This is a genomic window from Saccharothrix stipae (assembly GCF_054781895.1).
Genome location: NZ_BAAGTN010000006.1, coordinates 1 through 22,803 on the forward strand (window position 1 = coordinate 1; position 22,803 = coordinate 22,803).

Annotated in this window: 29 protein-coding genes and 1 rRNA gene; 10 read left to right on the forward strand and 20 right to left on the reverse strand. The window is 70.4% G+C overall.

The genetic code is table 11. The features are described from left to right. The first annotated feature begins 138 nt into the window (after positions 1–138). A 5S ribosomal RNA gene (gene rrf / locus ACYVLT_RS11780) occupies positions 139–255 on the forward strand. A 188-nt stretch (positions 256–443) separates the two neighbouring features. Beyond that, positions 444–626 (forward strand): hypothetical protein, encoded by a 183-nt coding sequence (locus ACYVLT_RS11785; protein ID WP_461120175.1) that lies wholly within the window; start codon positions 444–446, stop codon positions 624–626. 16 nt (positions 627–642) lie between these two features. Here ACYVLT_RS11785 and ACYVLT_RS11790 read toward each other — a convergent pair whose 3' ends face one another. Continuing rightward, positions 643–999, reverse strand: coding sequence for a nucleotide pyrophosphohydrolase (locus ACYVLT_RS11790; protein ID WP_461120176.1), 357 nt, complete (start codon positions 997–999; stop codon positions 643–645). Further along, positions 996–1,925: an AraC family transcriptional regulator gene (locus ACYVLT_RS11795; RefSeq protein WP_461120177.1), complete on the reverse strand. Its 930-nt coding sequence runs from the start codon at positions 1,923–1,925 to the stop codon at positions 996–998. Before ACYVLT_RS11795 ends, ACYVLT_RS11790 begins: the two co-directional genes overlap by 4 nt. 71 nt (positions 1,926–1,996) lie before the next feature. On the opposite strand from ACYVLT_RS11795, the gene ACYVLT_RS11800 reads away from it, so the two are divergent. Then, positions 1,997–2,797: an NAD(P)H-binding protein gene (locus tag ACYVLT_RS11800; RefSeq protein ID WP_461120178.1), complete on the forward strand. Its 801-nt coding sequence runs from the start codon at positions 1,997–1,999 to the stop codon at positions 2,795–2,797. Between the two features lie 11 nt (positions 2,798–2,808). Here the strand turns inward: ACYVLT_RS11800 and ACYVLT_RS11805 are convergent, their stop codons facing one another. From ACYVLT_RS11805 to ACYVLT_RS11815, 3 genes are read right to left on the reverse strand one after another with little or no spacing between them, the layout of a single operon-like run. Continuing rightward, positions 2,809–3,897, reverse strand: coding sequence for an XRE family transcriptional regulator (locus ACYVLT_RS11805; RefSeq protein WP_461120179.1), 1,089 nt, complete (start codon positions 3,895–3,897; stop codon positions 2,809–2,811). 23 nt (positions 3,898–3,920) lie between these two features. Further along, a complete protein-coding gene (locus ACYVLT_RS11810; RefSeq protein ID WP_461120180.1) occupies positions 3,921–4,565 on the reverse strand; it encodes a hypothetical protein in 645 nt (214 codons plus the stop codon). A gap of 40 nt (positions 4,566–4,605) precedes the next feature. Beyond that, positions 4,606–5,238 carry a DUF3558 domain-containing protein gene (locus ACYVLT_RS11815; protein ID WP_461120181.1) on the reverse strand — a complete coding sequence of 211 codons (633 nt, stop codon included), beginning with the start codon at positions 5,236–5,238 and terminating at the stop codon, positions 4,606–4,608. 105 nt (positions 5,239–5,343) lie between these two features. Between ACYVLT_RS11815 and ACYVLT_RS11820 the strand changes: the two genes are divergently transcribed. Both ACYVLT_RS11820 and ACYVLT_RS11825 read left to right on the forward strand, forming a co-directional pair. Beyond that, complete coding sequence (locus ACYVLT_RS11820) at positions 5,344–6,147, forward strand: alpha/beta fold hydrolase (protein ID WP_461120182.1); 804 nt, start codon at positions 5,344–5,346, stop codon at positions 6,145–6,147. Further along, entirely contained in the window at positions 6,147–7,346 is a 1,200-nt protein-coding gene (locus ACYVLT_RS11825) for a PP2C family protein-serine/threonine phosphatase (RefSeq protein WP_461120372.1), read from the forward strand. Before ACYVLT_RS11820 ends, ACYVLT_RS11825 begins: the two co-directional genes overlap by 1 nt. A gap of 29 nt (positions 7,347–7,375) precedes the next feature. Here ACYVLT_RS11825 and ACYVLT_RS11830 read toward each other — a convergent pair whose 3' ends face one another. The 3 genes from ACYVLT_RS11830 to ACYVLT_RS11840 all read right to left on the reverse strand — a co-directional run bounded on the left by ACYVLT_RS11830 (position 7,376) and on the right by ACYVLT_RS11840 (position 9,346). Continuing rightward, the gene (locus tag ACYVLT_RS11830; RefSeq protein ID WP_461120183.1) at positions 7,376–7,921 is read right to left on the reverse strand and encodes a hypothetical protein; all 546 of its coding nucleotides are present in this window, start codon (positions 7,919–7,921) and stop codon (positions 7,376–7,378) included. 143 nt (positions 7,922–8,064) lie between these two features. Further along, complete coding sequence (locus ACYVLT_RS11835; RefSeq protein WP_461120184.1) at positions 8,065–8,430, reverse strand: peptidase inhibitor family I36 protein; 366 nt, start codon at positions 8,428–8,430, stop codon at positions 8,065–8,067. Between the two features lie 67 nt (positions 8,431–8,497). Then, positions 8,498–9,346 (reverse strand): DUF72 domain-containing protein, encoded by an 849-nt coding sequence (locus ACYVLT_RS11840; RefSeq protein WP_461120185.1) that lies wholly within the window; start codon positions 9,344–9,346, stop codon positions 8,498–8,500. A 111-nt stretch (positions 9,347–9,457) separates the two neighbouring features. Here ACYVLT_RS11840 and ACYVLT_RS11845 point away from each other — a divergent pair, with 111 nt between their 5' ends. Further along, the gene (locus ACYVLT_RS11845; RefSeq protein WP_461120186.1) at positions 9,458–10,195 is read left to right on the forward strand and encodes an arylamine N-acetyltransferase family protein; all 738 of its coding nucleotides are present in this window, start codon (positions 9,458–9,460) and stop codon (positions 10,193–10,195) included. On the opposite strand, the gene ACYVLT_RS11850 is transcribed toward ACYVLT_RS11845, so the two are convergent. Next, positions 10,188–10,925 carry a DUF72 domain-containing protein gene (locus ACYVLT_RS11850; protein ID WP_461120373.1) on the reverse strand — a complete coding sequence of 246 codons (738 nt, stop codon included), beginning with the start codon at positions 10,923–10,925 and terminating at the stop codon, positions 10,188–10,190. The two genes, ACYVLT_RS11845 and ACYVLT_RS11850, sit on opposite strands and share 8 nt — an antisense overlap. Before the next feature lie 125 nt (positions 10,926–11,050). On the opposite strand from ACYVLT_RS11850, the gene ACYVLT_RS11855 reads away from it, so the two are divergent. Genes ACYVLT_RS11855 through ACYVLT_RS11870 form a run of 4 tightly spaced genes read left to right on the forward strand, consistent with a single transcriptional unit; the run spans position 11,051 to position 13,330 of the window. Continuing rightward, complete coding sequence (locus ACYVLT_RS11855) at positions 11,051–11,509, forward strand: YbaB/EbfC family nucleoid-associated protein (protein ID WP_461120187.1); 459 nt, start codon at positions 11,051–11,053, stop codon at positions 11,507–11,509. Between the two features lie 10 nt (positions 11,510–11,519). Then, complete coding sequence (locus tag ACYVLT_RS11860) at positions 11,520–11,822, forward strand: type VII secretion target (RefSeq protein ID WP_461120188.1); 303 nt, start codon at positions 11,520–11,522, stop codon at positions 11,820–11,822. Continuing rightward, the gene (locus ACYVLT_RS11865; protein ID WP_461120189.1) at positions 11,819–13,096 is read left to right on the forward strand and encodes a hypothetical protein; all 1,278 of its coding nucleotides are present in this window, start codon (positions 11,819–11,821) and stop codon (positions 13,094–13,096) included. The genes ACYVLT_RS11860 and ACYVLT_RS11865 overlap by 4 nt, the downstream gene beginning before the upstream one ends. A gap of 9 nt (positions 13,097–13,105) precedes the next feature. Then, entirely contained in the window at positions 13,106–13,330 is a 225-nt protein-coding gene (locus tag ACYVLT_RS11870) for a hypothetical protein (protein ID WP_360464625.1), read from the forward strand. On the opposite strand, the gene ACYVLT_RS11875 is transcribed toward ACYVLT_RS11870, so the two are convergent. The 11 genes from ACYVLT_RS11875 to ACYVLT_RS11925 all read right to left on the reverse strand — a co-directional run bounded on the left by ACYVLT_RS11875 (position 13,327) and on the right by ACYVLT_RS11925 (position 22,788). After that, positions 13,327–13,779, reverse strand: a complete 453-nt coding sequence (locus ACYVLT_RS11875) for a hypothetical protein (protein ID WP_461120190.1) — start codon at positions 13,777–13,779, stop codon at positions 13,327–13,329. The genes ACYVLT_RS11870 and ACYVLT_RS11875 overlap by 4 nt on opposite strands. A gap of 166 nt (positions 13,780–13,945) precedes the next feature. After that, positions 13,946–14,371 (reverse strand): hypothetical protein, encoded by a 426-nt coding sequence (locus tag ACYVLT_RS11880; RefSeq protein WP_461120191.1) that lies wholly within the window; start codon positions 14,369–14,371, stop codon positions 13,946–13,948. Between the two features lie 74 nt (positions 14,372–14,445). Next, positions 14,446–15,210 (reverse strand): hypothetical protein, encoded by a 765-nt coding sequence (locus ACYVLT_RS11885; RefSeq protein WP_461120192.1) that lies wholly within the window; start codon positions 15,208–15,210, stop codon positions 14,446–14,448. Beyond that, positions 15,207–15,533, reverse strand: a complete 327-nt coding sequence (locus tag ACYVLT_RS11890; protein WP_461120193.1) for a hypothetical protein — start codon at positions 15,531–15,533, stop codon at positions 15,207–15,209. Before ACYVLT_RS11890 ends, ACYVLT_RS11885 begins: the two co-directional genes overlap by 4 nt. Next, a complete protein-coding gene (locus tag ACYVLT_RS11895; protein WP_461120194.1) occupies positions 15,530–16,216 on the reverse strand; it encodes a hypothetical protein in 687 nt (228 codons plus the stop codon). Before ACYVLT_RS11895 ends, ACYVLT_RS11890 begins: the two co-directional genes overlap by 4 nt. A 230-nt stretch (positions 16,217–16,446) precedes the next feature. Beyond that, complete coding sequence (locus ACYVLT_RS11900) at positions 16,447–16,734, reverse strand: DUF642 domain-containing protein (protein ID WP_461120195.1); 288 nt, start codon at positions 16,732–16,734, stop codon at positions 16,447–16,449. Positions 16,735–16,866: 132 nt separating this feature from the next. Next, positions 16,867–17,892 carry a hypothetical protein gene (locus tag ACYVLT_RS11905; protein WP_461120196.1) on the reverse strand — a complete coding sequence of 342 codons (1,026 nt, stop codon included), beginning with the start codon at positions 17,890–17,892 and terminating at the stop codon, positions 16,867–16,869. A 125-nt stretch (positions 17,893–18,017) separates the two neighbouring features. After that, on the reverse strand, positions 18,018–20,129 hold the full coding sequence (locus ACYVLT_RS11910) for a 3-hydroxyacyl-CoA dehydrogenase NAD-binding domain-containing protein (RefSeq protein WP_461120197.1): 2,112 nt from the start codon (positions 20,127–20,129) through the stop codon (positions 18,018–18,020). Continuing rightward, positions 20,126–21,361: a thiolase family protein gene (locus tag ACYVLT_RS11915; RefSeq protein ID WP_461120198.1), complete on the reverse strand. Its 1,236-nt coding sequence runs from the start codon at positions 21,359–21,361 to the stop codon at positions 20,126–20,128. Before ACYVLT_RS11915 ends, ACYVLT_RS11910 begins: the two co-directional genes overlap by 4 nt. An 84-nt stretch (positions 21,362–21,445) precedes the next feature. After that, positions 21,446–21,895: an ABA4-like family protein gene (locus tag ACYVLT_RS11920; protein ID WP_461120199.1), complete on the reverse strand. Its 450-nt coding sequence runs from the start codon at positions 21,893–21,895 to the stop codon at positions 21,446–21,448. Further along, positions 21,892–22,788, reverse strand: coding sequence for a hypothetical protein (locus ACYVLT_RS11925; RefSeq protein WP_461120200.1), 897 nt, complete (start codon positions 22,786–22,788; stop codon positions 21,892–21,894). Before ACYVLT_RS11925 ends, ACYVLT_RS11920 begins: the two co-directional genes overlap by 4 nt. Between the last annotated feature and the right edge of the window lie 15 nt (positions 22,789–22,803).

Here is a 22,803-nt window from a genome sequence, read left to right on the forward strand (position 1 = left end):
TACTAATAGGCCGAGGACTTGCTACGAAAATGCTACGCATCCACTGTGCGGTTCTGAGAGAGCCGAACCGGACCATCCTGGTCCACCCGAGTAAGTGGGGTGGGGTGGGGTGCCTACGGGTTGGTAATTTCATAGTGTTTCGGTGGTCATAGCGGTTGGGGAACACCCGGTCCCATTCCGAACCCGGTAGTTAAGCCTTCCAGCGCCGATGGTACTGCACTCGTGAGGGTGTGGGAGAGTAGGACGCCGCCGAACAATTTTTCAGCCTTCAGGGGCACTCGACTGGTTCGAGTGCCCCTGAAGGCGTTTTGCGTTCAGTGCAGATTTCCACCTGACGGCGAACCGTCACTTTCCGGTGGCCTCCACCGCTATTCGGGCGACGCACCTCGCGCGACTGGGTGACGCGCCGATCGCTGCCTTTGATCGTCCATACCGTAGCCGGCATGAGCAGCGGAGAGTGGACAGGGGAGGCGCCGGTGCCGTGGCGCGCGCACAGACGAATCAACCGAAGGGGCAGGCACTCCCGTGCCCGCCTGCCGTCCTCCGAGACACCGGTGTGGGCCTCGGTCGTCCTGGGCCTGGTCGTCCTCGTCTGCCTGATCCTGCTCCTGCTGACCTACCTGTAGCGCCTGTAGCGGCGCCTCACTCGACATCCACGGGCTTGAGGTCCACCGGCTTGAGGCCATCACCGGTCGGGAAGCGCCGTTCGTTGCGCTCGATCTTGGCGAACGCCGCCTCCACGAGGTCCACGTCGAGCTTGTCGGCCAACCGCACCAGGTAGTGCACGACGTCCGCCAGCTCGTCCCGCACGTGCCAAGCCAACTCGGGGTCGTCCATGGCCCGCGCGGCCTGCTCCGGCGTGAGCCACTGGAACAGGTCGGTCAGCTCTCCGACCTCCCCGGACAACGCCATCACGAGGTTCTTCGGGGTGTGGTACTGGTCCCAGTCACGCGCGGCGGCGAAGCGGCGCAGGGCGTCCCGCAGGTCTTCCAAGTTCATGCCCGCAGAGCTACCACACGGTGGTCGCCAGGCCGACGGTGGTCGCTCGGCCGCACGCCGCGCACCCGTTTGAACGCCGTGCTGAACGTGAATCCGTCCGCGTAGCCGACGGCACGTGCCACCGACCTCACCGTCGCATCCGGCCTGCGCAGCAGGTCCGCGGCCACGTCCATGCGCCACTCGGTCAGGTAGGTCAGCGGCGGCACGCCGACCAGCGTGGTGAACCGGCGCGCCAACGCCGTCCGCGACACCCCAGCGCGCGCCGCGAGTTCCGCGACGGTCCAAGCACGCTCCGGCGAGTCGTGCATGGCGTGCAGCGCGGGGCCGACGATCTCGTCGCTCAACGCCCGGTACCACGCCGGCGTGTTCGCCTCGGATCCGTCGAACCACTCACGCAGCGTGTACGCCAGCAGCAGGTCCAGCAACCGTTCGAGGATGATGTCCTGCCCGGCCTGCTCCTTGGAGATCTCCGCGGACAGCACGTCCAACGTCGGGCAGTGCTCGTCCTCGCACGACACCACGAACGCCGCCGGCAGGGCGTTGAGGAGCCGGCGGGCCATGCGGCTCTCGACGTCGTAGGCGGCGGTGATCACCACCGTGTCGCCCTTGTCGGCGAATCCGTACGTCCGGGGGCCCACGCGCCACTGCTCGCAGTCCGCGGCGGTGATCTCCAGCTGCGGAGACGTCGACGGGTCGTCGGCCAGCACGAACCGCAGCGGTCCGCGGACCAGGCCGACGTCACCGGGGCGCATGAGGATGCTGGTGCCGTCCTCGACCAGCAGCCAGGTGTCGCCGCGCACGGCCGTGATGAGGGTGAACGGGGCCGTCGCCGGGAAAGCCAGGGACCACGGTGGTGAGGCGAACGAGCGGCACACGTCGGCGTGCTGCGCGTGCACCCCGCGCAGGAGATCGGTGAGAGGGTCCACGTAGACGATTGAACATGCATCCGGGACGGTGAGCCATGTTCCGTCCAGCACGATCTTGATTGTCTGGTGGCATGACAATCCTGGTTATCGGAGCCACCGGCAAGACCGGCCGTCGCGTCACCTCCGCCCTCGACGCCCTCGGTGTCGCCAACCGCCCCGTGTCCCGCAGCACGGACATCCGCTTCGACTGGACGGACCAGTCCACCTGGGCGCCCGCCCTCGACGGCGCCACCGCCGTCTACCTGGTGCCGCTCGCGCTCAACCTGGACGACACCGAGGTGGCGGCGTTCGTGCCGCAGGCGGTGGAGGCCGGTGTGCGGCGGATCGTGCTGCTGTCGGCGCGTGGGCTCTCGTCGGACGACGGCCGTGAGCGCGCCGTGCGGGAGTCCGGGGTGGACTGGACGGTCGTGCGGCCGACGTGGTTCTCGCAGAACTTCAGCGAGGACTACTTCCTGCCGGAGGTGTTGGCGGGCGAGGTCGTGCTGCCCGAGGGCGGTGACGGCGCGCACCCGTTCATCGACGCGCAGGACATCGCCGACGTGGCCGTGGCGGCGTTGACGCAGGACGGGCACTCGGGTGTGGAGTACGAGGTGTCGGGGCCGGAGGCGTTGACGTTCGGCGAGGCGTTGGCGCGGATCGGCGAGGTGTCGGGGCGTTCGATCCGCGTGGTGGACGTGCCCGCGGCCGACTACACCCGCAGGTTGGTGCAGGGCGGCATCGACGAGGCGTACGCGGAGGTGTTGACGATGTCGTTGACCGCGATCCGCGACGGTCACGACGCCGCGCTGTCCGACGGTGTGCCGTCCGTCCTGGGCCACGACGGGCGGCTGTTCGGCGACTACGTCAAGGCCGCGGCCGGCTCCTGGGCCTGAGACCGGGACGGTTACCTCGGGACGACGGTGAGGGTCGGTCGGGTCGGTCGGGTGGGGCGGCCGGTGTCGCCCTGACCCGGCAGAGCGGCCGGCAGGGCGGTGAGCACCAGGCCGAACACGAGCCCGTTCAGCTCTTCCACGTCCAGCAGCAGCTCACGGGCGATGCCGTGCGGCGTCGTACCCCTGGCCCGCAGGGCGCGAAAGACCTTGGTGAGCAGCTGCGACGTCTCACGCCGGTCCATGCCCGCGGTGCGACCAGCCGTCCCGGCCGAGGAGCGCCGGGCCAGCTGGGCACACACAGTCGCGTGCTGGGTCCGGGTGAGCAGGCCGAGGGCGTGCAGGCGGTGCGCCAGGGTCAGCGGCGACACGTGCCAGGTGGCGCTGTGCGCGACGACGTGTTCAGTCAGCTGGCCGTGCGGCACGGCGGCCAGCACACCGGCCCGGGGCAGCAGGAACGCGGTGGCGAACGCGGTCGCGAACGCGTGCGCGTCGACGTTCCCGGCAACGAGGTGGCCGAGCTCGCGGGCGGTGTCGAAGCGGGCCTGGTCGGGCGCCGCGGTCGGGTCCAGGAAGACGTACGGGGTGCCGTCGTGTCGGCAGGAGAACGGTCCTGCGGCGGCGCAGTCCGGCGGCAGGGAGAAGACGCGGACGCCGTGTGCTTCCAGCAGGTGGACCATGTTGGGCGCCGGGCGGTGGGGGATGCCCCAGCGGGCGCGCACCACCTCGGCCGCGGTCTCCGGGTCGGGGTGCTCCCACGTCGGCACGTCCGGCTCCGGGAAGGTGAAGGCGCGGCTCAGCCAGCCGTCGAAGCCGATGGCCAGGCGTGCGGCGCCGACGGCGGCGTCCCGTTGCCGCTGGGACACCCGCGCTCGCGGACCGTCGAACGCCACCTCGATCTCCGGCACGTCGTCGGCTTCGAGGAAGCCCGGCGGGAAGCCGAGGGCCTCGGTGAGCCTCGCGGCCGTGTCGGGCCGCGGTTGGCGGCGGCCGTGCTCGTAGTCGCCGATGCTCGCCGGGCTGGTGCCCGCCTTGCGCGCCAGTTCCACCGCGGTCAGACCGCGACGGGTCCGGGCCAGGACGAGGCGGGAGGGCGTGAGCATGATCGCGCCATTCTCGCACCCGCCTACTGGCGTGGCGTGACGGTCACGTCGACGTCCTCGGGACCGTGGTGGCCGTGCGGGTCGCGTGGTGCGGGCAGCGGGCCGAACACCAAGGGCGGCAACGTGATCCGGCGTGCCCACCGGTCCACGACCTGGCCCTGCGGCGTGGGTTCCGGCTGCGCCACCTCGCGCAGCACGACCAGCCGTTCACCTTCCTGGTGGGGGTAGGTGACCAGGAACCACAGCTTCCACTCGTGCGCGTGCAGCGAGTCGAAGAGCGTGAACTGGTCGCGGTCGTTGCCGCGCATCATGGCCGCGATGGCCGGACCCTTGGCGTAGTCGCTGCGCAGCGGGGCGCCGGGGGTGCCGGTGTGGCGGTTGCCCTGGAGGGTGCCGAGCACGACCGGTTTGGTGGGGTGCTGGACGAGGCCCGCGTTCCACTTGTCGACCCGCGTCCAGCCCTCGGCGACGAGGACCTCGCGGAGCCTGCCGACCCGGTGGATCCAGTCCAGCAGCCCGGCGCCGTTGGTCGGGCCGAGCGGAGGCGCGGAGGCCCGGGCGTCGACCCCGGCCCAGATCGCCTCGTCCAGGTGGTCCGTGCGCAGCCCGAGCTCGGCCAGCTGGGCGTGGTGCTCGGCGGTCAGCTCGGTGGCGTTCGACATCCTCATACCAGGCACGCTAACCCCGACCACCGACAATCCGGCCGCCTCACCCCACCAGGTTGCGCATGGCGGCCTCCGCCAGTCGCCGCGCGCCGTCGCACGGTTCGAGGCCGCCATCCCCGCGTTCCGCGCCGGTGAACGACGCGACGAGGTACTGCCCTTCCGCCGTGTCGACCATGACGTCGCAGGAGGCGGTGTCGGAGGAAATCGTGACCGTGATGGCCGGGAAGCCGAGGACCGGTCCGGTCTCGTTCGCCTCGGCGGTTCGCTCGCCGCTGGTCCAGGCCTCGATGCCTTCGGTGGCCACCGGGATCAGGCGGTAACCCGCACCGGTCGCGGTCCACGAGCAACCGGTGGTCTCGTACACCTTGACGGGTATCGGTTTGCCCTCGCCGTCGATCTCGAACTCGGCGAGTTGCTCGGCGGTCAGGAGCGCGCACGGATCCTCGCCGTCGAGCTTCACCTCACGCGGTCGCGTCGGCGGCGACCCGGCGGTCGACCCGGCGGTCGACCCGGCCGTAGTCCCACCCGTCGACCCGGCCGAGGTTCCCGCCGTCGACCCGGCGGCCGTCTCGGGGGTGGGCGTTCCGGGTGTCGAACCGCATGCCGTCGCCGTCATCAGCGCCAGCGCCAGTGCCGGCACCAACACCGCCGGCCCACCGGGTGGAAGTCGCCGCATGGTGTCCCTGTTCTGCCGCGGGGGCTTGCCGTAGCGGTGAGACGTCGGTGTCCGGCGCCCGGTTCCCGAGCGGTATGGGCCTGGTCGAGGTGACAGGATGAGCCGGTGGACGTGCGCAGCAGGAACAACGTGACGGTGACCGGCAACGCCGACGGCCCCGTGGTCATGCTCGCGCACGGGTTCGGTTGCGATCAGACCATGTGGCGGCTGGTCGTGCCCGCGCTGGCCGAGACGTGCCGCGTCGTGCTGTTCGACCACGTGGGCGCCGGGAATTCCGACCTCTACGCGTGGAGCGAGCGGCGTTACTCGACGCTCGACGGGTACACCCGGGACGTGCTGGACATCTGTCACGAGTTGGACCTGCGCGACGTGGTGTTCGTCGGGCACTCGGTGTCGGCGATGGTCGGGGTGCTGGCCGCGGTCGCGGAACCGGCGACGTTCGCCAAGCTGGTGCTCGTCACGCCGTCGCCGCGCTACATCGACGACGACGACTACCGGGGCGGGTTCAGCGCCGCCGACATCGACGAGCTGCTCGACTCGCTGGAGAGCAACTACCTGGGCTGGTCGGCCGTGATGGCGCCGGCCATCATGGGCAACCCCGACCGGCCGGAGCTGGGCGACGAGCTGACCAACAGCTTCTGCCGCACCGACCCGGAGGTGGCCCGGGTGTTCGCCCGCACGACGTTCCTGTCGGACAACCGGGCGGACCTGGACCGGGTGACCGTGCCGACGTTGGTGCTGGAGTGCCGGCACGACGTGATCGCGCCGCCCGAGGTCGGTGCGTTCGTGCACGCGCGGATCCCCGGCAGCACGCTCGTCACGCTCGACGCCACCGGCCACTGCCCCCAGCTCAGCGCCCCGGAGGCCACCGCGGCGGCGATCACGAGCTTCGTGGCGGACCTGCGGTGATGTGCGGGAGCGAGCCGGATCACGACCGCGAGCTGTTCTCCGCGCTGTTGGAGGACAGCGCGGAGGACCTGTACGAGAACGCGCCGTGCGGCTACCTGTCCACCATGCTGGACGGGCACATCGCGAAGGTGAACGGGACGCTGCTGCGCTGGTTGGGGTACGAGCGGGAGCAGCTGGTGGGTCGGCGGCGGTTCGCCGACCTGCTCAGCGTGGGCGGCAAGCTGTACCACGAGACCCACTTCGCGCCGTTGCTGAGGATGCAGGGCCAGGTCGGCGGGGTGGCGTTGGAGATGGTCGCGGCCGACGGCACCCGGTTGCCGGTGCTGGTGCACTCCACGGTGAAGACGGGCGGTGACGGCCAGCCGTTGCTGATCCGCACCACGGTGTTCGACGCGAGCGACCGCCGTGCGTACGAACGGGAGTTGCTGCGCGCCCGGCAGGAGGCCGAGCGGGAACGTGACGAGATCCGGCGGCTCGCCACGACCCTCCAGCGCACCCTGCTGCCGCCGGTGCTGCCCGCCGTGCCGGGCGTGGAGACGGCCACGCACTACCACCACGCCTCGCCGTTCGAGGTCGGCGGCGACTTCTACGACCTGTTCCCGCTGGCGGACGGCCGGTGGGGGTTGTTCTTGGGCGACGTGTGCGGCAAGGGCGCCAACGCGGCGGCGGTGACGTCGCTGACCCGGTACACGCTGCGTTCGGCGGCCGTCTACGACCCGGACCCGGCCACCGTGCTGACCAACCTCAACACCGTGCTCAACCAGGAGCAGGACGGTGGGCACTCGCGGTTCTGCACGGTGACGTTCGGCGTGCTCGCCGTCGAACCGGACGGCTGCACCCTCTCCCTCGCCGCCGGCGGCCACCCACCCGGCCTGCTGCTGAGGGCCGACGGCACCGCCGAGTACGTGGAGATGCCGGGCGGTCAGCTGATCGGCATCCTGCCCGACGCCCGCATCGTCACCACGACCGTCCACCTCTCGCCCGGGGACACGTTCGTGCTGTACACCGACGGCCTGACCGAAGCCCGGACCGGTCGCGACACCCGGTACAGCGAGGAAGAACTGCTGGAGTTCGCGGCCAGCCTGCCCCCGGCGTCCGCGGCCGCCGCGGTCGACGCCCTCGTCGGCCTGCTCGACCGACTGGGCAAGGGCGTCGAAGACGACACCGCCGTGCTGGCGATCGGCGTGCCGACCCGCTAGGGGTCCCAGCGGTGCACCATGCGGACCGCTCATCGCGGCCGTCCGACCGGCAGGCCGAGCAGCCGTCGGCCCGTGACCAGGGCGATGGTGGTGAGCACCAAGGGCATGGCCAGCAGGAGCATGAGCGTCCACACGGCGGGCCAGGAGGTGGTGTGGCCGTCCGAGCCGAGCGGTGCCGACGTGATCCTGAGCGACATCCCGAGCGCCAGGCCGACGAAGGCGAACATGGTCATGAAGAGCGACGACGTCCACGCCACGACGATCCCCGAGCGCAGCTCACCGACCTTCCGGAGGTCGAGGTGCTCGGTCGACACGTGGCGGCGGGCGGTGAGCAGGAAGGCACCCGCCAGGACCACCATGACCACGCTGCCGCCGACGAGCGACCAGCTGAAGACGCCGAGCGCCGGGTACACGGGAGGCAGTCGACCGCCGAACAGCGCGAGGAGCGGGATCAGCGCAACGCAGGCGGCGATCAGCAGCAGGGCGACCCTTCGGCACGTCGTGCGGATCCGGTGCGCGTGCGGTGCCGGAAGCCACAGGTACCGCGGTGGTGCGGGTGGTGGCGGGTAGCTCACGGTGCTGCCAATCCGGCCGGGACGACCTCTCGTCGTGGTGAGCCGGTTCGAGCACCGGGTCGCCCACGCTATTGCGGTGCGTAGTCAACCAGGTTCGGAAGGTAGTCGACATCCGGGTCGGCTCAAGCTCCCAGAACCGGGGCTCAGGGCTCCCAGACCTGAATGGCCCTCACGACGAAGGGGGCGTCCGGCACGTACGTGCCCTTGCCCGGGTAGGTGGTGAACTCGGCTTCGGTCGAGCACGTCACCCGCTGGTAGACCGAGGTGTCCCTGGTCAGGTTGTTGACGAACGAGCGGGCCACGAAGCCGTCGGGCAGCGGGATGCACTCGCGCGGGTTCGCGGACTCCAGGTCGAGGCGGTGGGCGTCGCCGGTGTACTTGGTGCCCGACCACACGCAGAACTCGCCGCGGTCGCAGGTCGGGTCCGGCTGCTGCGCCACCGCCGTGCCGCTGGACGCCAGGGCGCCGGCGGTGAGGGCGAGGGCTGTCACGAGGCCGCGGGTGGTCATTCGGGTCACCTCCACGCGCTCCAGAGTGCTGCGGCCGGCGTCGGCGCGGGGTCGGGTCGGTCGTCGTTCACCTGATTGTGTGGGCCGGTCCCGGTGTCGGCAGCGCGAGGCGTTCGGCGAGTCGGAGGGCGTCGTGCGGTGCGACCGCGTCGGTGTCGTTGTCGAAGTAGACGTAGACGTCGTGGTCGGTGGCCCAGCCGCGGATCTTGGCCGACCAGGCGTCGAGCTCGTCGTCGGAGTAGCTGCCGACGTACAGGGCCTGGTTGCCGTGCAGCCGCACGTAGGCGAAGTCCGCCGTGACGTCTTCGAGGTAGGGGAACCGGCCGGCGGAGTGGGACACGACCAGCGCGATGTCGTGCGCGCGGAGGAGGTCGTGGACCTCGGGGTCCAGGAACGTCGGGTGCCGGACCTCCAGCGCGTGCCGCAGGGGCCGGTCGGCGTCGGTGGTGGTCCAGGCGCGTTCGCCGGGTAGTCGGGCGTCGTGGCGTTCGGCGAGGTCGGCCGCCGCCGCGGTGGTGCGGGGGAGGAGGTCGAAGAAGGTGGCCAGGCGGTCCGGGTCGAACGGCAGGGTGGGCGGCAGCTGCCACAGCAGCGGTCCGAGCTTGGCGCCGAGTGCGAGCACGCCGGAGGCGAAGAAGTTGGCCAGCGGGGTCTCCACGTCGCGCAACTGCTTCAGGTGCGTGATGAACCGGCCGCCCTTCACCGCGAACAGGAAGCCCTCCGGCGTCTGCTCTGCCCACGTCCGGTAGCTCGACGGGCGTTGCAGCGAGTAGAACGAGCCGTTCAGCTCCACCGACCTCATGAGCCGGGAAATGTGCTCCAACTCCCGCCGCTGCACCAAGCCCCGCGGGTAGAACGCACCACGCCACGTCGGGTACACCCAACCCGACGTCCCGATCCGAACATCACCCGTCACCGCCGAGGGGTACCCGGATGATCTCCGGCGTACCACGCGAGCCGGTGGGGTTGACCTCCCGCGCACACGGGGGTTGACCTCCAGCGCGCTCGAAGGTGCAAGTTTGGTGCCATGGACGACCGGACGCTTGACGCCTACCTGGCCCGGATCGGCGCGACGCGCGCCAGCACCCTCGTTGAGCTGCACGAACGGCACGTTGGCGCGGTGCCCTTCGAGAACCTCGCCATCCACCTCGGCGAGGAGGTCGTGCTCGACGAGGACCTGCTCGTGGACAAGATCGTCAACCGGCGGCGCGGTGGGTTCTGCTACGAACTGAACGGGGCGTTCGCGGCGCTGTTGCGGGCGTTGGGGCACGACGTGCGGGTCTTGTCGGCCAAGGTGTACGTCGACGGCGTGTACGGGCCGCCGTTCGACCACATGGCGTTGCGCGTGGGCGATCTGCTCGTGGACGTCGGTTTCGGGCGGTTCAGCCTGCGGCCGTTGGACCTCGTCGGTCGGGACGACCAGCGCGACCCCGCCGGTGTGTTCCGGATGGTCGACACGCCCGAGGGCGACGTGGACGTGCTGTTCGACGGCGTCCCCCAGTACCGGCTCGAATTGCGCCCGCGCGCGCTGGAGGAGTTCCGCGCCACGTGCTGGTACCAGCAGACGTGGCCGGGGTCGCCGTTCCGGCGCCGTGCGACGTGCACACTGCCCACGGCGGACGGGCGGGTCACCATCGCCGGCCACAGGCTGATCACCACGACCGGCGACGAGAAGGTGATCGAGCGGTTGGACGACGACGCGCTGCTCGACGCCTACGCCAAGCACTTCGGCATCGTGCTGGACCGCGTGCCCCGGCTCAGCTGATCCGCTCGGCCAGGGCGAGGGCGTCGAACGGCGCGGCGCCGCGCATGGTGTTGTCGAAGTAGACGTAGACGTCCCGCCGGGCCGACCACTCGCGGACCCGGGAGGCCCAGTGGTCGAGGGCGTCGTCGGAGTACGCGCTGACGTACAGCTCCTCGTCGCCGTGCAGCCGGACGTAGACGAAGTCGGCGGTCAGCTCGTGGAGCTCGGGGAACCGTCCGGCGGACTCGGCGACGACGAGCGAGACGTTGTGCCGTGCCAACAACTCCGCCAGTTCGGGCGTGTCCCAGCTCGGGTGCCGCACTTCGAGCGCGTGCCGGACCGGCGGGCCCGGTAGCAGTTCCAGGAACGCGGCGAGTCGTTCCGGCCGCCACGGCAGCATCGGCGGCAGTTGCCACAGGATCGGCCCGAGCTTCGGTCCGAGGTCGAGGACACCGGAGTCGAAGAACGCCTCCACGTCCTTCCCGACGTCCCGTAATCGCTTGTCGTGGGTGATCTCGCGGTGCGCCTTCACGGCGAACACGAAGTCCTCGGGTGTGCGCTCGAACCACGACTTGAAGTCCGTCGGCTTGCGCAGCCCGTAGAACGAGCCGTTGATCTCGACCGTGTCGAGTCGCCGTGACAGGAACTGCAATTCCAACCGCTGTTGCAACCCGCGCGGGTAGAAGTTGCCGCGCCACTCGGCATAACGCCAGCCGGATGTACCGATTCGGATTTCACCCACGGTGACGATGTTGCCCATGTGGGTGATCGCTGAAACGTGACGACGGGTGGAGTGCACCGGATCGTCGTAGTGATCGTCGTCCACTCGGTCCAACATCGACCGGCCGGCGGTCACGGTGCGCTATAACGGTGTGCATGTCGGAGCCACGGTGGGACGGTCTGCTCAGCGGTGACCCGGGCCAGGCCGAGCGCAGCGTCGACGACTGGGTCGAGGGCATGCGGCAGCGGGCCGACAAGCTGCAGGCGCTGCGCGCCGAGGTGGAACGGATCCAGGTCACCGAGACCAGCGCGAACGGCGCCGTGGTCGTCACCGTCGACTCCAGCGGCTCACCGGTCGACATCCGGTTCACCGACCGGGCGGGCGCGGTGCGGCCGGAGGACCTGGGACCGCTGGTGATGGGCTGTCTGCGCGCCGCGCGCGCCCGCATCACCGCGCAGGTCCGAGACGCGACCGAGGCGAACATCGGCGCCGACCTGCCCGACACCCGCCGGATGCTGGTGGACAGCTATCGCGAGCGGTTCGGTGAAGCGGCGCCGCCGCCGACCCGGACCAGGCACGACGACGACTTCGGCGACGATTCGTACCTGGCTTGAGGGGGCGACCATGACCGGCTACGACGTCCTGCCGACCGAGCTGCGCGCGCACGCGGGCAAGCTCGACGCGCTGGCCGAACGGCTCGGCGAGGCCGTGCACGCGGCCCGCGCGGTGAGCATGGCCGACGGCGCGTACGGGCAGCTCTGCCAGTTCCTGCCGGCCGTGATGCGCGGTATCGAGGAGCAGGCGGGCGCCGCGCTGACCGCGGGCGCGAAGGGCATGGCGGACATCTCGACCGACGTCCGCTACACCGCCGACGAGTACGAACAGCGCGAGGACGACGCCGCCGTGACGTTCGGCGGCCTGCGATGACCGGCGGCAACCCGCTCATCGCACCGGTGCAGGACAGCACCCGCTGGTACTCCGGGATCGGCGTCGCCGAGTCCGCCGCCGACGTCAAGTCCGGCATCGAGAGCGGCAGTTGGGTCGACATCGGGCTGGGTGTCGCCGGGGTCGGCCTGGAGGCGCTGAGCTTCGTCGTCGACCCGTTGGGCTCGCTGTTCTCGGCCGGGGTGTCGTGGCTGATCGAGCACGTCAAGCCGTTGTCGGACGCGCTGGACTGGCTCGCGGGCAACGCCGACCTGGTCGCCTCGCACGCCCAGACGTGGAAGAACGTCGCCAAGGCCGTCGGCGAGGTGCGCGACGACTACACGCGTGACGTCGCCGCCGACACGGCGGGCTGGCAGGGGTCGGCCGGTGACGCCTACCGGGCCGCCGCCGCGCGCACCGCCGACGTGCTGGGCGGCGGGTCCACCGCGGCCGACGGCTTCGGCTCGGCCGTGGAGATGGCGGGTGTGGTGGTCGCCGTGGTCCGCGAGGTCGTCCGCGACCTGATCGCCGACCTCGTCGGCCGGCTCATCTCGTGGGCGTTGGAGGTGGCCTTCACGCTCGGCCTGGCCACGCCGGTGGTGGCGGCGCAAGCGGCGGCGGCGGTCGCCCGGTGGGGCGCGAAGATCGGCGACATCCTCAAGAAGCTGGTCCGCACGATCGGCAAGCTGATCCCGCTGCTGCGCAAGCTCGGCGACGTGTTCGACAAGGTCCGCAAGGTGCTGGACGACCTGAAGTCGCCCGCCCGGCAGGCCGACGAGGCGCCCAGGCCGGGGCAGACCGGCGGCGCCCGCCCGGTGGACGACGGGTCGCTGCGCGCGTACGACCGGATGGAGCGCTGGTCGGAGAACGCCTACCAGTCGATCCGCGGCTCCGACGACGTCGACGACGTCGCCGGGCACGTGGGCGGTGTCCAGCGGGCCGACGGCAGCACCGGGTTCACCCGGGCGGAGATCGAGCAGATCAAGAACCACGTCTTCGAGGACCTGCACCCGTTGGATGGCCAGAACGGCGGTACCGTGATGGCGCGGTTCGACCCGAGCCCGGACATGGCCGAGGCGTGGCTGCGGCTGAGGTCGGGCCGGGCGCTGCCGGAGGACGTGGCGCTGCTCGAACACGAACTGGCCGAAGCCCGGTACTGGCAGCAGAACCCGAACGCCTCGTACAAGGACGCGCACGCCGCGGCGAACGCGGTGTCGCGGTGGGAGACTCGGATCCCGCCGGCGTCCAACGAGGACTACAGCAAGCCCTGGAGGTAGGCCGTGGCCATGCTCGTGTACTTGCACAAGGAAGAAGAAACCGCGGCCAGCGTGCGCTACCGGTTCCACACCGACGGCGGCACGGAGCGGTTCCTGGTGCTGGACAAGGCGTCCGAGACCATCCAGCCGGACGACGGCAACCGCGACGGCGTGTTCCGCGCGGCGGCGGGCAAGCTCGCCAAGGCGTGGTTGAGCACCCACGAGGCCCCGGAACGGCTGGTGCACCAGAGCTAGAACCCGGCGCCGTCCAACGCCCCGCTCACCACCCGGTCGACCCTGACCTGCTGCGGATCACGGGCCAACGCCTCCGTGCAGGGGCACCCGGCCAGGTCGCTGCCGCACAGGTACACGCCGAGCACCCGCAAGCTGCGCGCCGTCTGCCGCAACCGCGCCGCACCGCGCAACCGCACCTGCCCGTACACCGCCTTGGCCAACTGGTACGGCACACCGGGGCCGAGGTCCACGCACGCCTGGCTGTCCAACTCCTCCGCCACGTGCGCGATGGGCCGACACCCGTACGTCCGGGCCGACCGCACGAGCCTCTGGTCCAACCGGGCCACCAGCCGCTTCGCCACCTCGTCCCGCCACACCCGGTCGGCGCGGAGGTAGGCGACCAACTCCTCCACGCGGACGGGATCGGGCCGGGGACGGCGGGCGCGCGCTCTTCGTCGTCGTGACGTCATGCCACTCAACATCCGGTGTCGCAAACCGTTGTGAGCACCCCTCACCCACCTGCGTCACGAAAGCACCCGTGAGCACTAGCGACTCCGCACCCAGAGACACCGTTGACCCCGCCCCGCGGACGGGGTCAAGCGCTTGCGTCGGCATGCTCGGCTCAGCCGCCTGGTGTCAGCGGGGTGTCGGAAAAAGGGCGCGTCCGAGGAAGAAGAGAACGCCTGCCGCTGCGGAAGGCAAGACCAACAGGAACAGGTAAGCCCACACGCCGCCGGTGAACCCGACCTGCCGACTGCCGCTCGTCACCGTCATGATCAACAGCAACCAGGCGATGACGGCGACGATCACCGCGCCCGTCCAACCACCCGCCAGCGCTCGCCTCGCCGTTCTCGCGCCGTTCACGTCGAGGTGCTCGCCCCGGACGTAGGACCGTGCCGCGAGCAGGCTCACGGAGGACAGGAGCACCGCGAACACCGAACCGCACCCCGCGATCCAGACCAACGCGTTGATGGGGTGGTAGGCCGTCGGCAACGCCCGGCCGAACCCCACGATCGCCCACACGAGCGCCAGGCAGGCGACGAGGCCCGCCGCGCCGAGCACACCGCACAGACCTCGGATCCTCCGGGCCTGGGCAGCCGGGATCCAGACGTACCGCGGAGGCGGTCCCGGGTGCGTCACGAGCCGGGTCGCCAGTCCGAGCCGTCGCCGTCGGTGACGCTCGCGTCCCCCATGTCAGCGGTGTTCGGCATGGCCCACGTCGAACCGAGGTCGTGGATCTTCTGGCGGAGCGCGGACTGCTCGGTCTCGATCGTGTTGACGTGCGACTCCAGCGCCATGACCGTCGCGGCGATGACGCCGATCGTCGCGGCCACCCCTCCGACGATCAACGTGATCGCCGCGGGGATGCCCACGAGCGTGCACGCGGCGACCACCGCGCCGACGATGGTGACGACCAGGCCGGCCAGCGCGAACCCCATCGCCATCCAGAACATGTCGATCGAGTTGGCCAGGCTGTTGAGGGACGAGCGCAGCTGTCCGGCGACGTCCTTCACCGAGTTCAGCCCGGCCGCCTGCGGCGGCACCGTCGCCTGGTAGGCGCGGGCGGCGCGACCTTCCCACTCGATCGTGGTGCGGAGCTTGTCCAGCCCGATCGTCTCCGCGATGTCGCCGAGTGCGTTGCCGACCTGCGACACCCATTGCTCGCCGACTTCCTTGAGCCGGTCCGAGTCACCGGGCTGCTCCCACAGCAGCTTGATCCGGTCCCACAGTTCCTGCAGCTTCTCGTTGAGCAGCTGCATGCCGCGGACGATGGGGTCGACGAGGTATTCGAGCGGCGAGGGGACCCAGCTCAACACGCTGTTGACCTGGTCGAAGAACTCCTTGACGTTCTCCTCGATCTCCTGCGACTTGCGGTTCGCCTCCTGTACGAGCGGGTTCATCGGCCACCGCCCTCGGTGTGGATGCTGTTCATGGCGTGCATGTTCGCTTCCTCTTCGGCCTCGTAGGTGTTCGCCGCCGAGTTGAGGGTCTCGCTGAGGCTGCGGAACGCCTCGGTCGCCTGGCGGAGCATGTCCTCCAGGGCCAGGCGAGCGTCGTTGTACGTGCGGTCCAGGCCGCGGTCGACCGCCCACAGCGACACGTCGGCGCCGGTCAGGACCAGGCCGCCGATCGTGGCGCACGGGCCGTCGAGGTTGTCGGCGGCGGTCGCCCACGCGGTCGCGTCGGACCGCATCGCTTCGAGGGCAACGCGAACATCGGTCATGGCAGCAACCCCACTCGGCGCAGCAGCGCGTTCGGATCACTCACCAGTGCGGTGAGCTCGGTGATGGCGGGGCTCTGCGGGCCCTGCGCCAGGTCGGCGGGAACGCTCTGGGCGCGCAGGTTCCGCAGCACCTCCAGGAACTCCTGCTGCATCTCCGTCACGCGTGCCGAATGCGTCCAGGCGGGATCGACCTCCAGGTTGAGGAGGTGTCCACGGTGGATCGTGCCGCGGACGTGCCCACCCCTGCTCTCCAGCGTCAGCGGACGGTCCACGACCTCGGTCATCCGCCGCGTGAACCTGCCCAGGTCGGCGCTGACGGCGTCCATCAACCGCAACGCCTGCTCGGGCGTGATGCGTTCGTCGGACTGGGATGGCGGCGCCGCCGGCCGTGGCGCGGGATCCGCCGGTCGCCCGATCTGCTGCACCAGTGCCGCCATGGTGGCGGCGTTGGCGGCTTCGGTCACCGCCGAGCCCAGGGCCCGAGGGTCGACCGACTGCCGCCACTGCGCGGCGATGGTGACCGACTGGACCTCCGCCGCGTCGTCGACCGCCACGGTGACGACACCGTCGGCGTCACGTCCTACCAGGGCGTCCTGCGGGGCTTCGGGCTCCTTGGGCGCAGGTCGGGGACGTTGGTCCTCTTCATCGCCGTCCTCGAAGCCGAACCTGTATACGCCGCTCACATGTCCCCTTGCGTTCGGTGATGAGCTGATCTCCGACCGTAGCGGACGGTGTCGGACGAGCGCAGGCGGTTGACGCCATCCGCCGGGTCTTGACTCGCGTGGAGCGTCGTTCGCGCCGGATTCACCCGTCAGCGCAAGCAGCGGAGTTGTCTCGCCAGGTAGGGGCAGCGCGGCGTTGCCGGCCCCCGGCCCCCGGCTGCCGCGCGACGGCCGGGGCAGGAGTGGACGCGTCAGAGGCAGAGCAGGGGCAGGCAGTTGTCGACGCCCACCTTGTCGATCACCGGTCCCCAGCCCGAGCCCGTGGTGCTGGCGAACGTGATCGTGGTGGTGAAGCCGGTGGCGACGAAGACGGCCTGCCGACCGACGTACCCCATGTTCGTCTTCGACTTGCCGGTGATGTCGAACGAGAAGTCCTGGAGCACGTTGCCGTCGACCAGGATCCGGCCGGTCTTGATGGTCGGTGGGGCACCGGTGTTGCCGGCCAGCCGGTAGCTGATGCGGTAGGCGAACAGCGGCACGGTCCGAGGGTGTCGGCCTCGAAGGTGACCGATCCCTCGAACCGTAGGCCGGAAAAGCACCCATGAGTCCGCACATCTGCGTAGTCCATGGGCCCCGTCGTGCCCTCGAACGTCACACCGCCCGCGCTGTGGTCAACGGCCGCGCCAGACCGGGTACATGTATCGGCGGCGCTGGTCGGGTGCGTCCTCGGTGACGAAGTGGTCGTTGGTGCTCCGGTAGACGCAGTCGATGCCGAGCCGGTGCAGGAGCGTGAGGCCGTCGGCGGCGGGACGTTCGGGGAAGAGCGCCATCAGCCGGGTGACCGGGTCCGGGCTGTCCGCCGCGTAGTCGAGCAGTTGGGCAACCGCCTCGCGCACCTTGCCATGGGTGGCCAGGCTCTTCGCCTCGATGACCGCGACCTCGGCGCCATCGCGGTAGTACAGGTCGGCCCGCTTGCCCCCCGGCGTCACGAAGCTGGTCATCTCGACGTCGGAGCGGAACGTCCGGTAGTAGGCGACCAGTCGCGCCTCGATCCGGTCGTGCGCGGTTTGCCGTTCGGCGATCCTGTGCCACACGGTGTCGACGTGCGTGCGTTCCACCGGCACGATCCGGCTGCCCAGCCCCACCAGGTCGGCGGTGGCGTTCAGCCGGGCGTCGGCCTCCGCTTCCACCGTGCTCGGGCTGATGCCGAACGCGCTGATCAAGCGAGACGACCGCGGTTCGTCGACGATGCGTTGCCCGTACACGTAGTCGCCGGTGGTGAAGCCCTCGATGCTCCAGAGGTCGGTGATCGGGTGGTCGGTCAGCCGGACGTTCAGCACGCTGTACACGTTGGTGAAGCTGGAGCTGTTGGCGTGCTGGTTCCAGAGCAGGTCGGCCAAGGCGTTGTTGCGGAACAAGTGGCCCACCTCGCCGACGGCCTTGATCTTCTTCTCGCCGACGAACAGCACGACCCCGCCTGATCGGAGCCGCTCCATGGGCTTGTCGTGCAGGGGGATCGCGCCCCAGAAGTGCGCTTCACCCGACGGGTGCAACTCCTCCAGTCTCGCCAGATCCGCATCGGCCAGCAGCGAGCGGTAGGGCTCCCGGTTGAACGGGATCGCCCCCGCGATCGTCTCGTGGAAGCGCTTCCTCGTGTCGGGGTTGCCGTAGCACGGTGCGAGCAGTGCGAGGGTCATGGATGGGTCCCACCGGTTGTCACCTGATAGTGCAGGTGTCGACCATAGGTCCCGACGTGCGCCGTGTCTGGGGAACAGCACCGCGCCCCGGCTGCCAGAGCAGCCGGGGCGCGGGGGACTTGAGGTCAGGCAGGCACGGAGGCGACGCCGGGGGCGAGGAAGCGCTTGCCCGTCACCTTCTCCGAGATGCCCGAACGGTCCAGGTACGGGGTGATGCCGCCCAGCCAGAACGGCCAGCCGGCGCCCAGCAGCATGCACAGGTCGATGTCCTGCGCCTCCGCCACCACGCCCTCGTCGAGCATGATCCGGATCTCCTCGGCCAACGCCTCCAGCGCACGCGCGAAGACCTCGTCACCGGTCAGCGGCTGGTCGCCGAACGACCACAGGGCCTGCACCTCGGGGTCGACGGAGGCCTTGCCCGTCGAATCCCACTGGTAGACCGCAGTCTTGCCGGCGGCGACGAACGCCTTCATGTTCTCCGACACGCCGAACCGGTCGGGGAACGCCCCGTGCATCGTGCCGGCCACGTGCAGCGCGACGGCGGGGCCGACGAGCTGGAGCAGCACCAGCGGCGACATCGGCAGGCCCAGCGGCTCGGTGGCCTTGTCCGCCACCTCGAACGGGGTGCCCTCGTCGATCGACTTCACGACCTCGCCCATGAACCGCGTCAGCAGCCGGTTCACCACGAACGCCGGTGCGTCCTTCACCAGCACCGACGACTTCTTCAGCTGCTTGCCCACCGCGAACGCGGTCGCGAGCGTCGCGTCGTCGGTCTGCCCGGCCCGCACGATCTCCAGCAGCGGCATGATCGCGACCGGGTTGAAGAAGTGGAAGCCGACGACCCGCTCGGGGTGCTTGAGGCCCGCCGCCATCTCGGTGATCGACAGCGACGACGTGTTGGTCGCCAGCACGGCCTCGGCCGAGACGAACTCCTCGACCTCGGCGAACACCTTCTGCTTCACGCCCAGGTCCTCGAACACGGCCTCGATGACGAAGTCCGCGTCCGAGAACGCCGCCTTGTCCAACGAACCGCTCACCAGCGCCTTGAGCCGGTTCGCCTTGTCCGCCGACACGCGCTTCTTCGCCAGCAGCTTGTCGACCTCGGCGTGCACGTACCCGACGCCCTTGTCCACGCGCGCCTGGTCGATGTCGGTGAGCACCACCGGCACCTCCAACCGCCGCGCGAACAGCAGCGCCATCTGCGAGGCCATCAGGCCCGCGCCGACGATGCCGACCTTGGTCACCTTGCGCGCCAACGACTTGTCCGGCGCGCCGGCCGGCCGCTTGGCCCGCTTCTGCACCAGGTTGAACGAGTACAGCCCGGCCCGCAGCTCGTCGCTCATCACGACGTCCGCCAGCGCCTCGGTCTCGGCCGCGTACCCGGCGTCCAAGTCGTTGGCACGGGCCAGTTCCAGGAGTTCGAGAGCCTTCAAAGCACCCGGCGCCGCGCCCTTGGTCTTGCCCTCGACGATGGCCCGCGCCCGCGCCACGGCGGCGTCCCAGCCCTCACCGCGGTCGATCTCACGGCGAGCGGGCACGACGTCGCCGCGCACCACGGAGGCCAGCCACAGCAGCGACTGCTCCAGGTAGTCCGCGGAGTCGAACAGCACGTCCGCGATGCCCAGGTCGAGCGCCTGCCTCGGGTTGAGCATCTTGTTCTGGTTCAACGCGTTCTCGAAGATCACGGTGACCGCGTCGTTCGCGCCGATCAGGTTCGGCAGCAGCTGTGTGCCACCCCAGCCCGGGAACAGGCCGAGGAACACCTCGGGCAGCGCGATGGCCGCCGCGTTGGACGCCAGCGTCCGGTAGTGGCACGACAGCGCCAGCTCCAGGCCGCCGCCCATCACCGCGCCGTTGACGAACGCGAAGGTCGGCACGGACGACTCGGTGAACTTGCGGAACACGTCGTGGCCGAGCTGACCGATCGTCACGGCCTGCGAGCGCTCGGAGGCGCCCTCGACGGCGGTGAGGTCCGCGCCGACGGCGAAGACGAACGGCTTGCCGGTGACCGCGATCGCGGCCGGGGACGCCGCCGCGGCCTCGTCGAACGCCGCGCTCAGGCTGACCAACGACTGCGGGCCGAACGTGGACGGCCGGGTGTGGTCGTGGCCGTTGTCGATGGTGATGAGGGCGACCTGGCCGGCCAACCCGGGCACGGAGACCAGCCGGGTGCGGGCGTGGGTCACGACCTCGTCGGGGAACAGGGCCTTGGCCTCGTCGGCGGTCAACGCGGTCACTTCGACTCTCCGTTCCGCAGCGTTCCATCCCATTGGGGGTTCTCCCAGATCACGGTGCCGCCCATGCCGATGCCGATGCACATGGTGGTGATGCCGTAGCGCACGTCGGGGCGCTCGGCGAACTGCCGCGACAGCTGGGTCATCAGGCGCACGCCGGAGGACGCCAGCGGGTGGCCGACGGCGATCGCGCCGCCCCACTGGTTGACTCGCGGGTCGTCGTCGGCGATGCCGAAGTGGTCGAGGAAGGCGAGCACCTGCACGGCGAACGCCTCGTTGATCTCGAACAGGCCGATGTCCTCGATGGTCAGGCCCGCGCGCTTGAGGGCCTTCTCCGTGGCCGGCACCGGGCCGATGCCCATGACGTCCGGTTCGACGCCCAGGAACGAGTAGCCCACCATGCGCATGCCGACCGGCAGGCCCAGCTCGCGGGCGGTCTCCTCGTCGGCCAGGATGCAGCCGGTCGCGCCGTCGTTCAGGCCGGCCGCGTTGCCCGCGGTGACCCGGCCGTGCGGGCGGAACGGCGTCTTCAGCTTCGCCAGGTCCTCGACCGTCGTGCCGGGGCGCGGCGGCTCGTCGGCGGTGGCCAGGCCCCAGCCGTTGTCCGCCGAACGGGTCGCGACCGGCACGAGCTCCGGGCCGATCTTGCCGTTCTTCACCGCGTCGGCGTACTTGGCCTGCGAGGCCGCCGCGTACGCGTCCGTGCGGTCCTTGGTGATGTGGGGGAACCGGTCGTGCAGGTTCTCCGCCGTCGAGCCCATGACGAGCGCGGACGGGTCCACGATCTTGTCGGACAGGAACCGCGGGTTGGGGTCGACGCCCTCGCCCATCGGGTGGCGGCCCATGTGCTCGACGCCGCCCGCGATCACCACGTCGTACGCGCCGAACGCGATGCCGCTGGCCGACGTCGTCACGGCCGTCATCGCGCCCGCGCACATGCGGTCGACGGCGTAGCCGGGCACCGACTTCGGTAGGCCCGCGAGCAGCGCCGCCGTGCGGCCGATGGTCAGACCCTGGTCGCCGATCTGCGTGGTGGCCGCGATGGCCACCTCGTCGACCCGCTCCGGGGGCAGCTCGGGGTGGCGCCGCAGCAGCTCGCGGATCACCTTGACGACCAGGTCGTCGGCACGGGTCTCCGCGAAGATTCCCTTGGGGCCGGCCTTGCCGACCGGCGTGCGCACGCCGTCGACGAAGACCACGTTTCGAACGCGTGCCGGCGCTACTGGTGCGGCCACGGCGTCTCCTCCACTTGTGGTGACGATTCGCCCGAGCGGTCGGGGCGCGACTCCTACCGATCGGTAACACAACTCTAGCCCCTGTTACTGGTCGGTAACCACCTCGGTCGCCCTGTCGGGTCGGTCACAGAACGCGCGGATCGCCAGGAACAGCCCGAACCCGAGCGGGGACAGGATGATCGTGAACACCAGCAGCGGGCCCATGAGCAGCGGGTGCAGCGCCAGGCGGCGGCCCTCCCGGTACATCCACGCGCCGATCAGCAGGTCCCACGCGATCACCTGCGCCCAGACCGCCGAGGCGCCCCAGGAGGTGGCCAGGAACTCCCGCAGCGTGTCCAGGTCCGGACTGCTCATGGTCGCCCACAACCGCGGCAGGTGCGCGGCGACCAGGACCACGTAGACGACCAGCGGCGGCACCGCGATCAACGGCGACGACACGACCCGGGCGGTCACCGGCGACTTCGGCGCGAAGACCATCAGGCCCCAGAACGGGACGGTGAGCCAGAACGTGATCTGGAACAGGAACCCGGTCATGCCGGCACCGCCTCCTTGGGGCTGTCGGTCGTGCGGAGGGTCCTCGCGATCACGGCGGCGGTCCACGTCGCCACGGCCAGCGCGCCCAGGGCGGTGAGCAGGTCCGGGCGCAGCAGCGGCTGCCCGCGTAGCGCCTGCCACGTGACCAGGGCCATCAGACCCGCGTAACCGATCGCCAGACCCCAGGCGAGCTTCGGTGTCGCGCGCCGGCGGAACAGGAGCACGGCCAGCGGGATGACCTGGAGCGCGTGGATGCCGACGAAGTGCGGGACGCGCAGGTCGCCACCGGTCGTGCTCCAGCCCGTCAACGCCATGTACGGGCCGCCGTCGGGCACGCCGACGCTGTGCGCGCCCACGATGCCGGCGGTGGCGTCCTCCTCGTTCCGCTGCCTCGTCATCAGGATGCCGAGGGCGAGGCCGACCAGGGAGAGGACCAGGCCGAGCCTGATCGCGAGGCCCGCGGGACGATCCGCGAACCGGGTGAAGACCAGCGCGACCGCGATCACCGCGTGCATGATCCAGAGCGTGAGGATGCTGTAGGTCATGACGTCCCACAGCAGGTCGTCGAACGGTGTGGCGACGTTGAAGTGGCTGCGCCTGCCGCGCACGACCTGCCCCACGACGACGACCATCTCGACGGTGCCGGCGACCGCGATGACCGTGCCGGCCCACCAGCCGACGCGGCGCAGGCGGGTGGTGAGGGTGAGCATCCAGGCGAGCGTGACGCCGTAGAGGGCGAGCGAGATGGCGAACTTGAACGGCTTGAACCAGATCGGCGACCCGACCAGAATCCGGTCGTCGACGATCAAGCCGGCCAGGGCGACCACCGTGAGGGCGGCCATGAGCAGGGAGAACAGCATCAGCGGCGGATGCCACCGGAGGAAGCGGGTCATGGACGACTCCTAGTA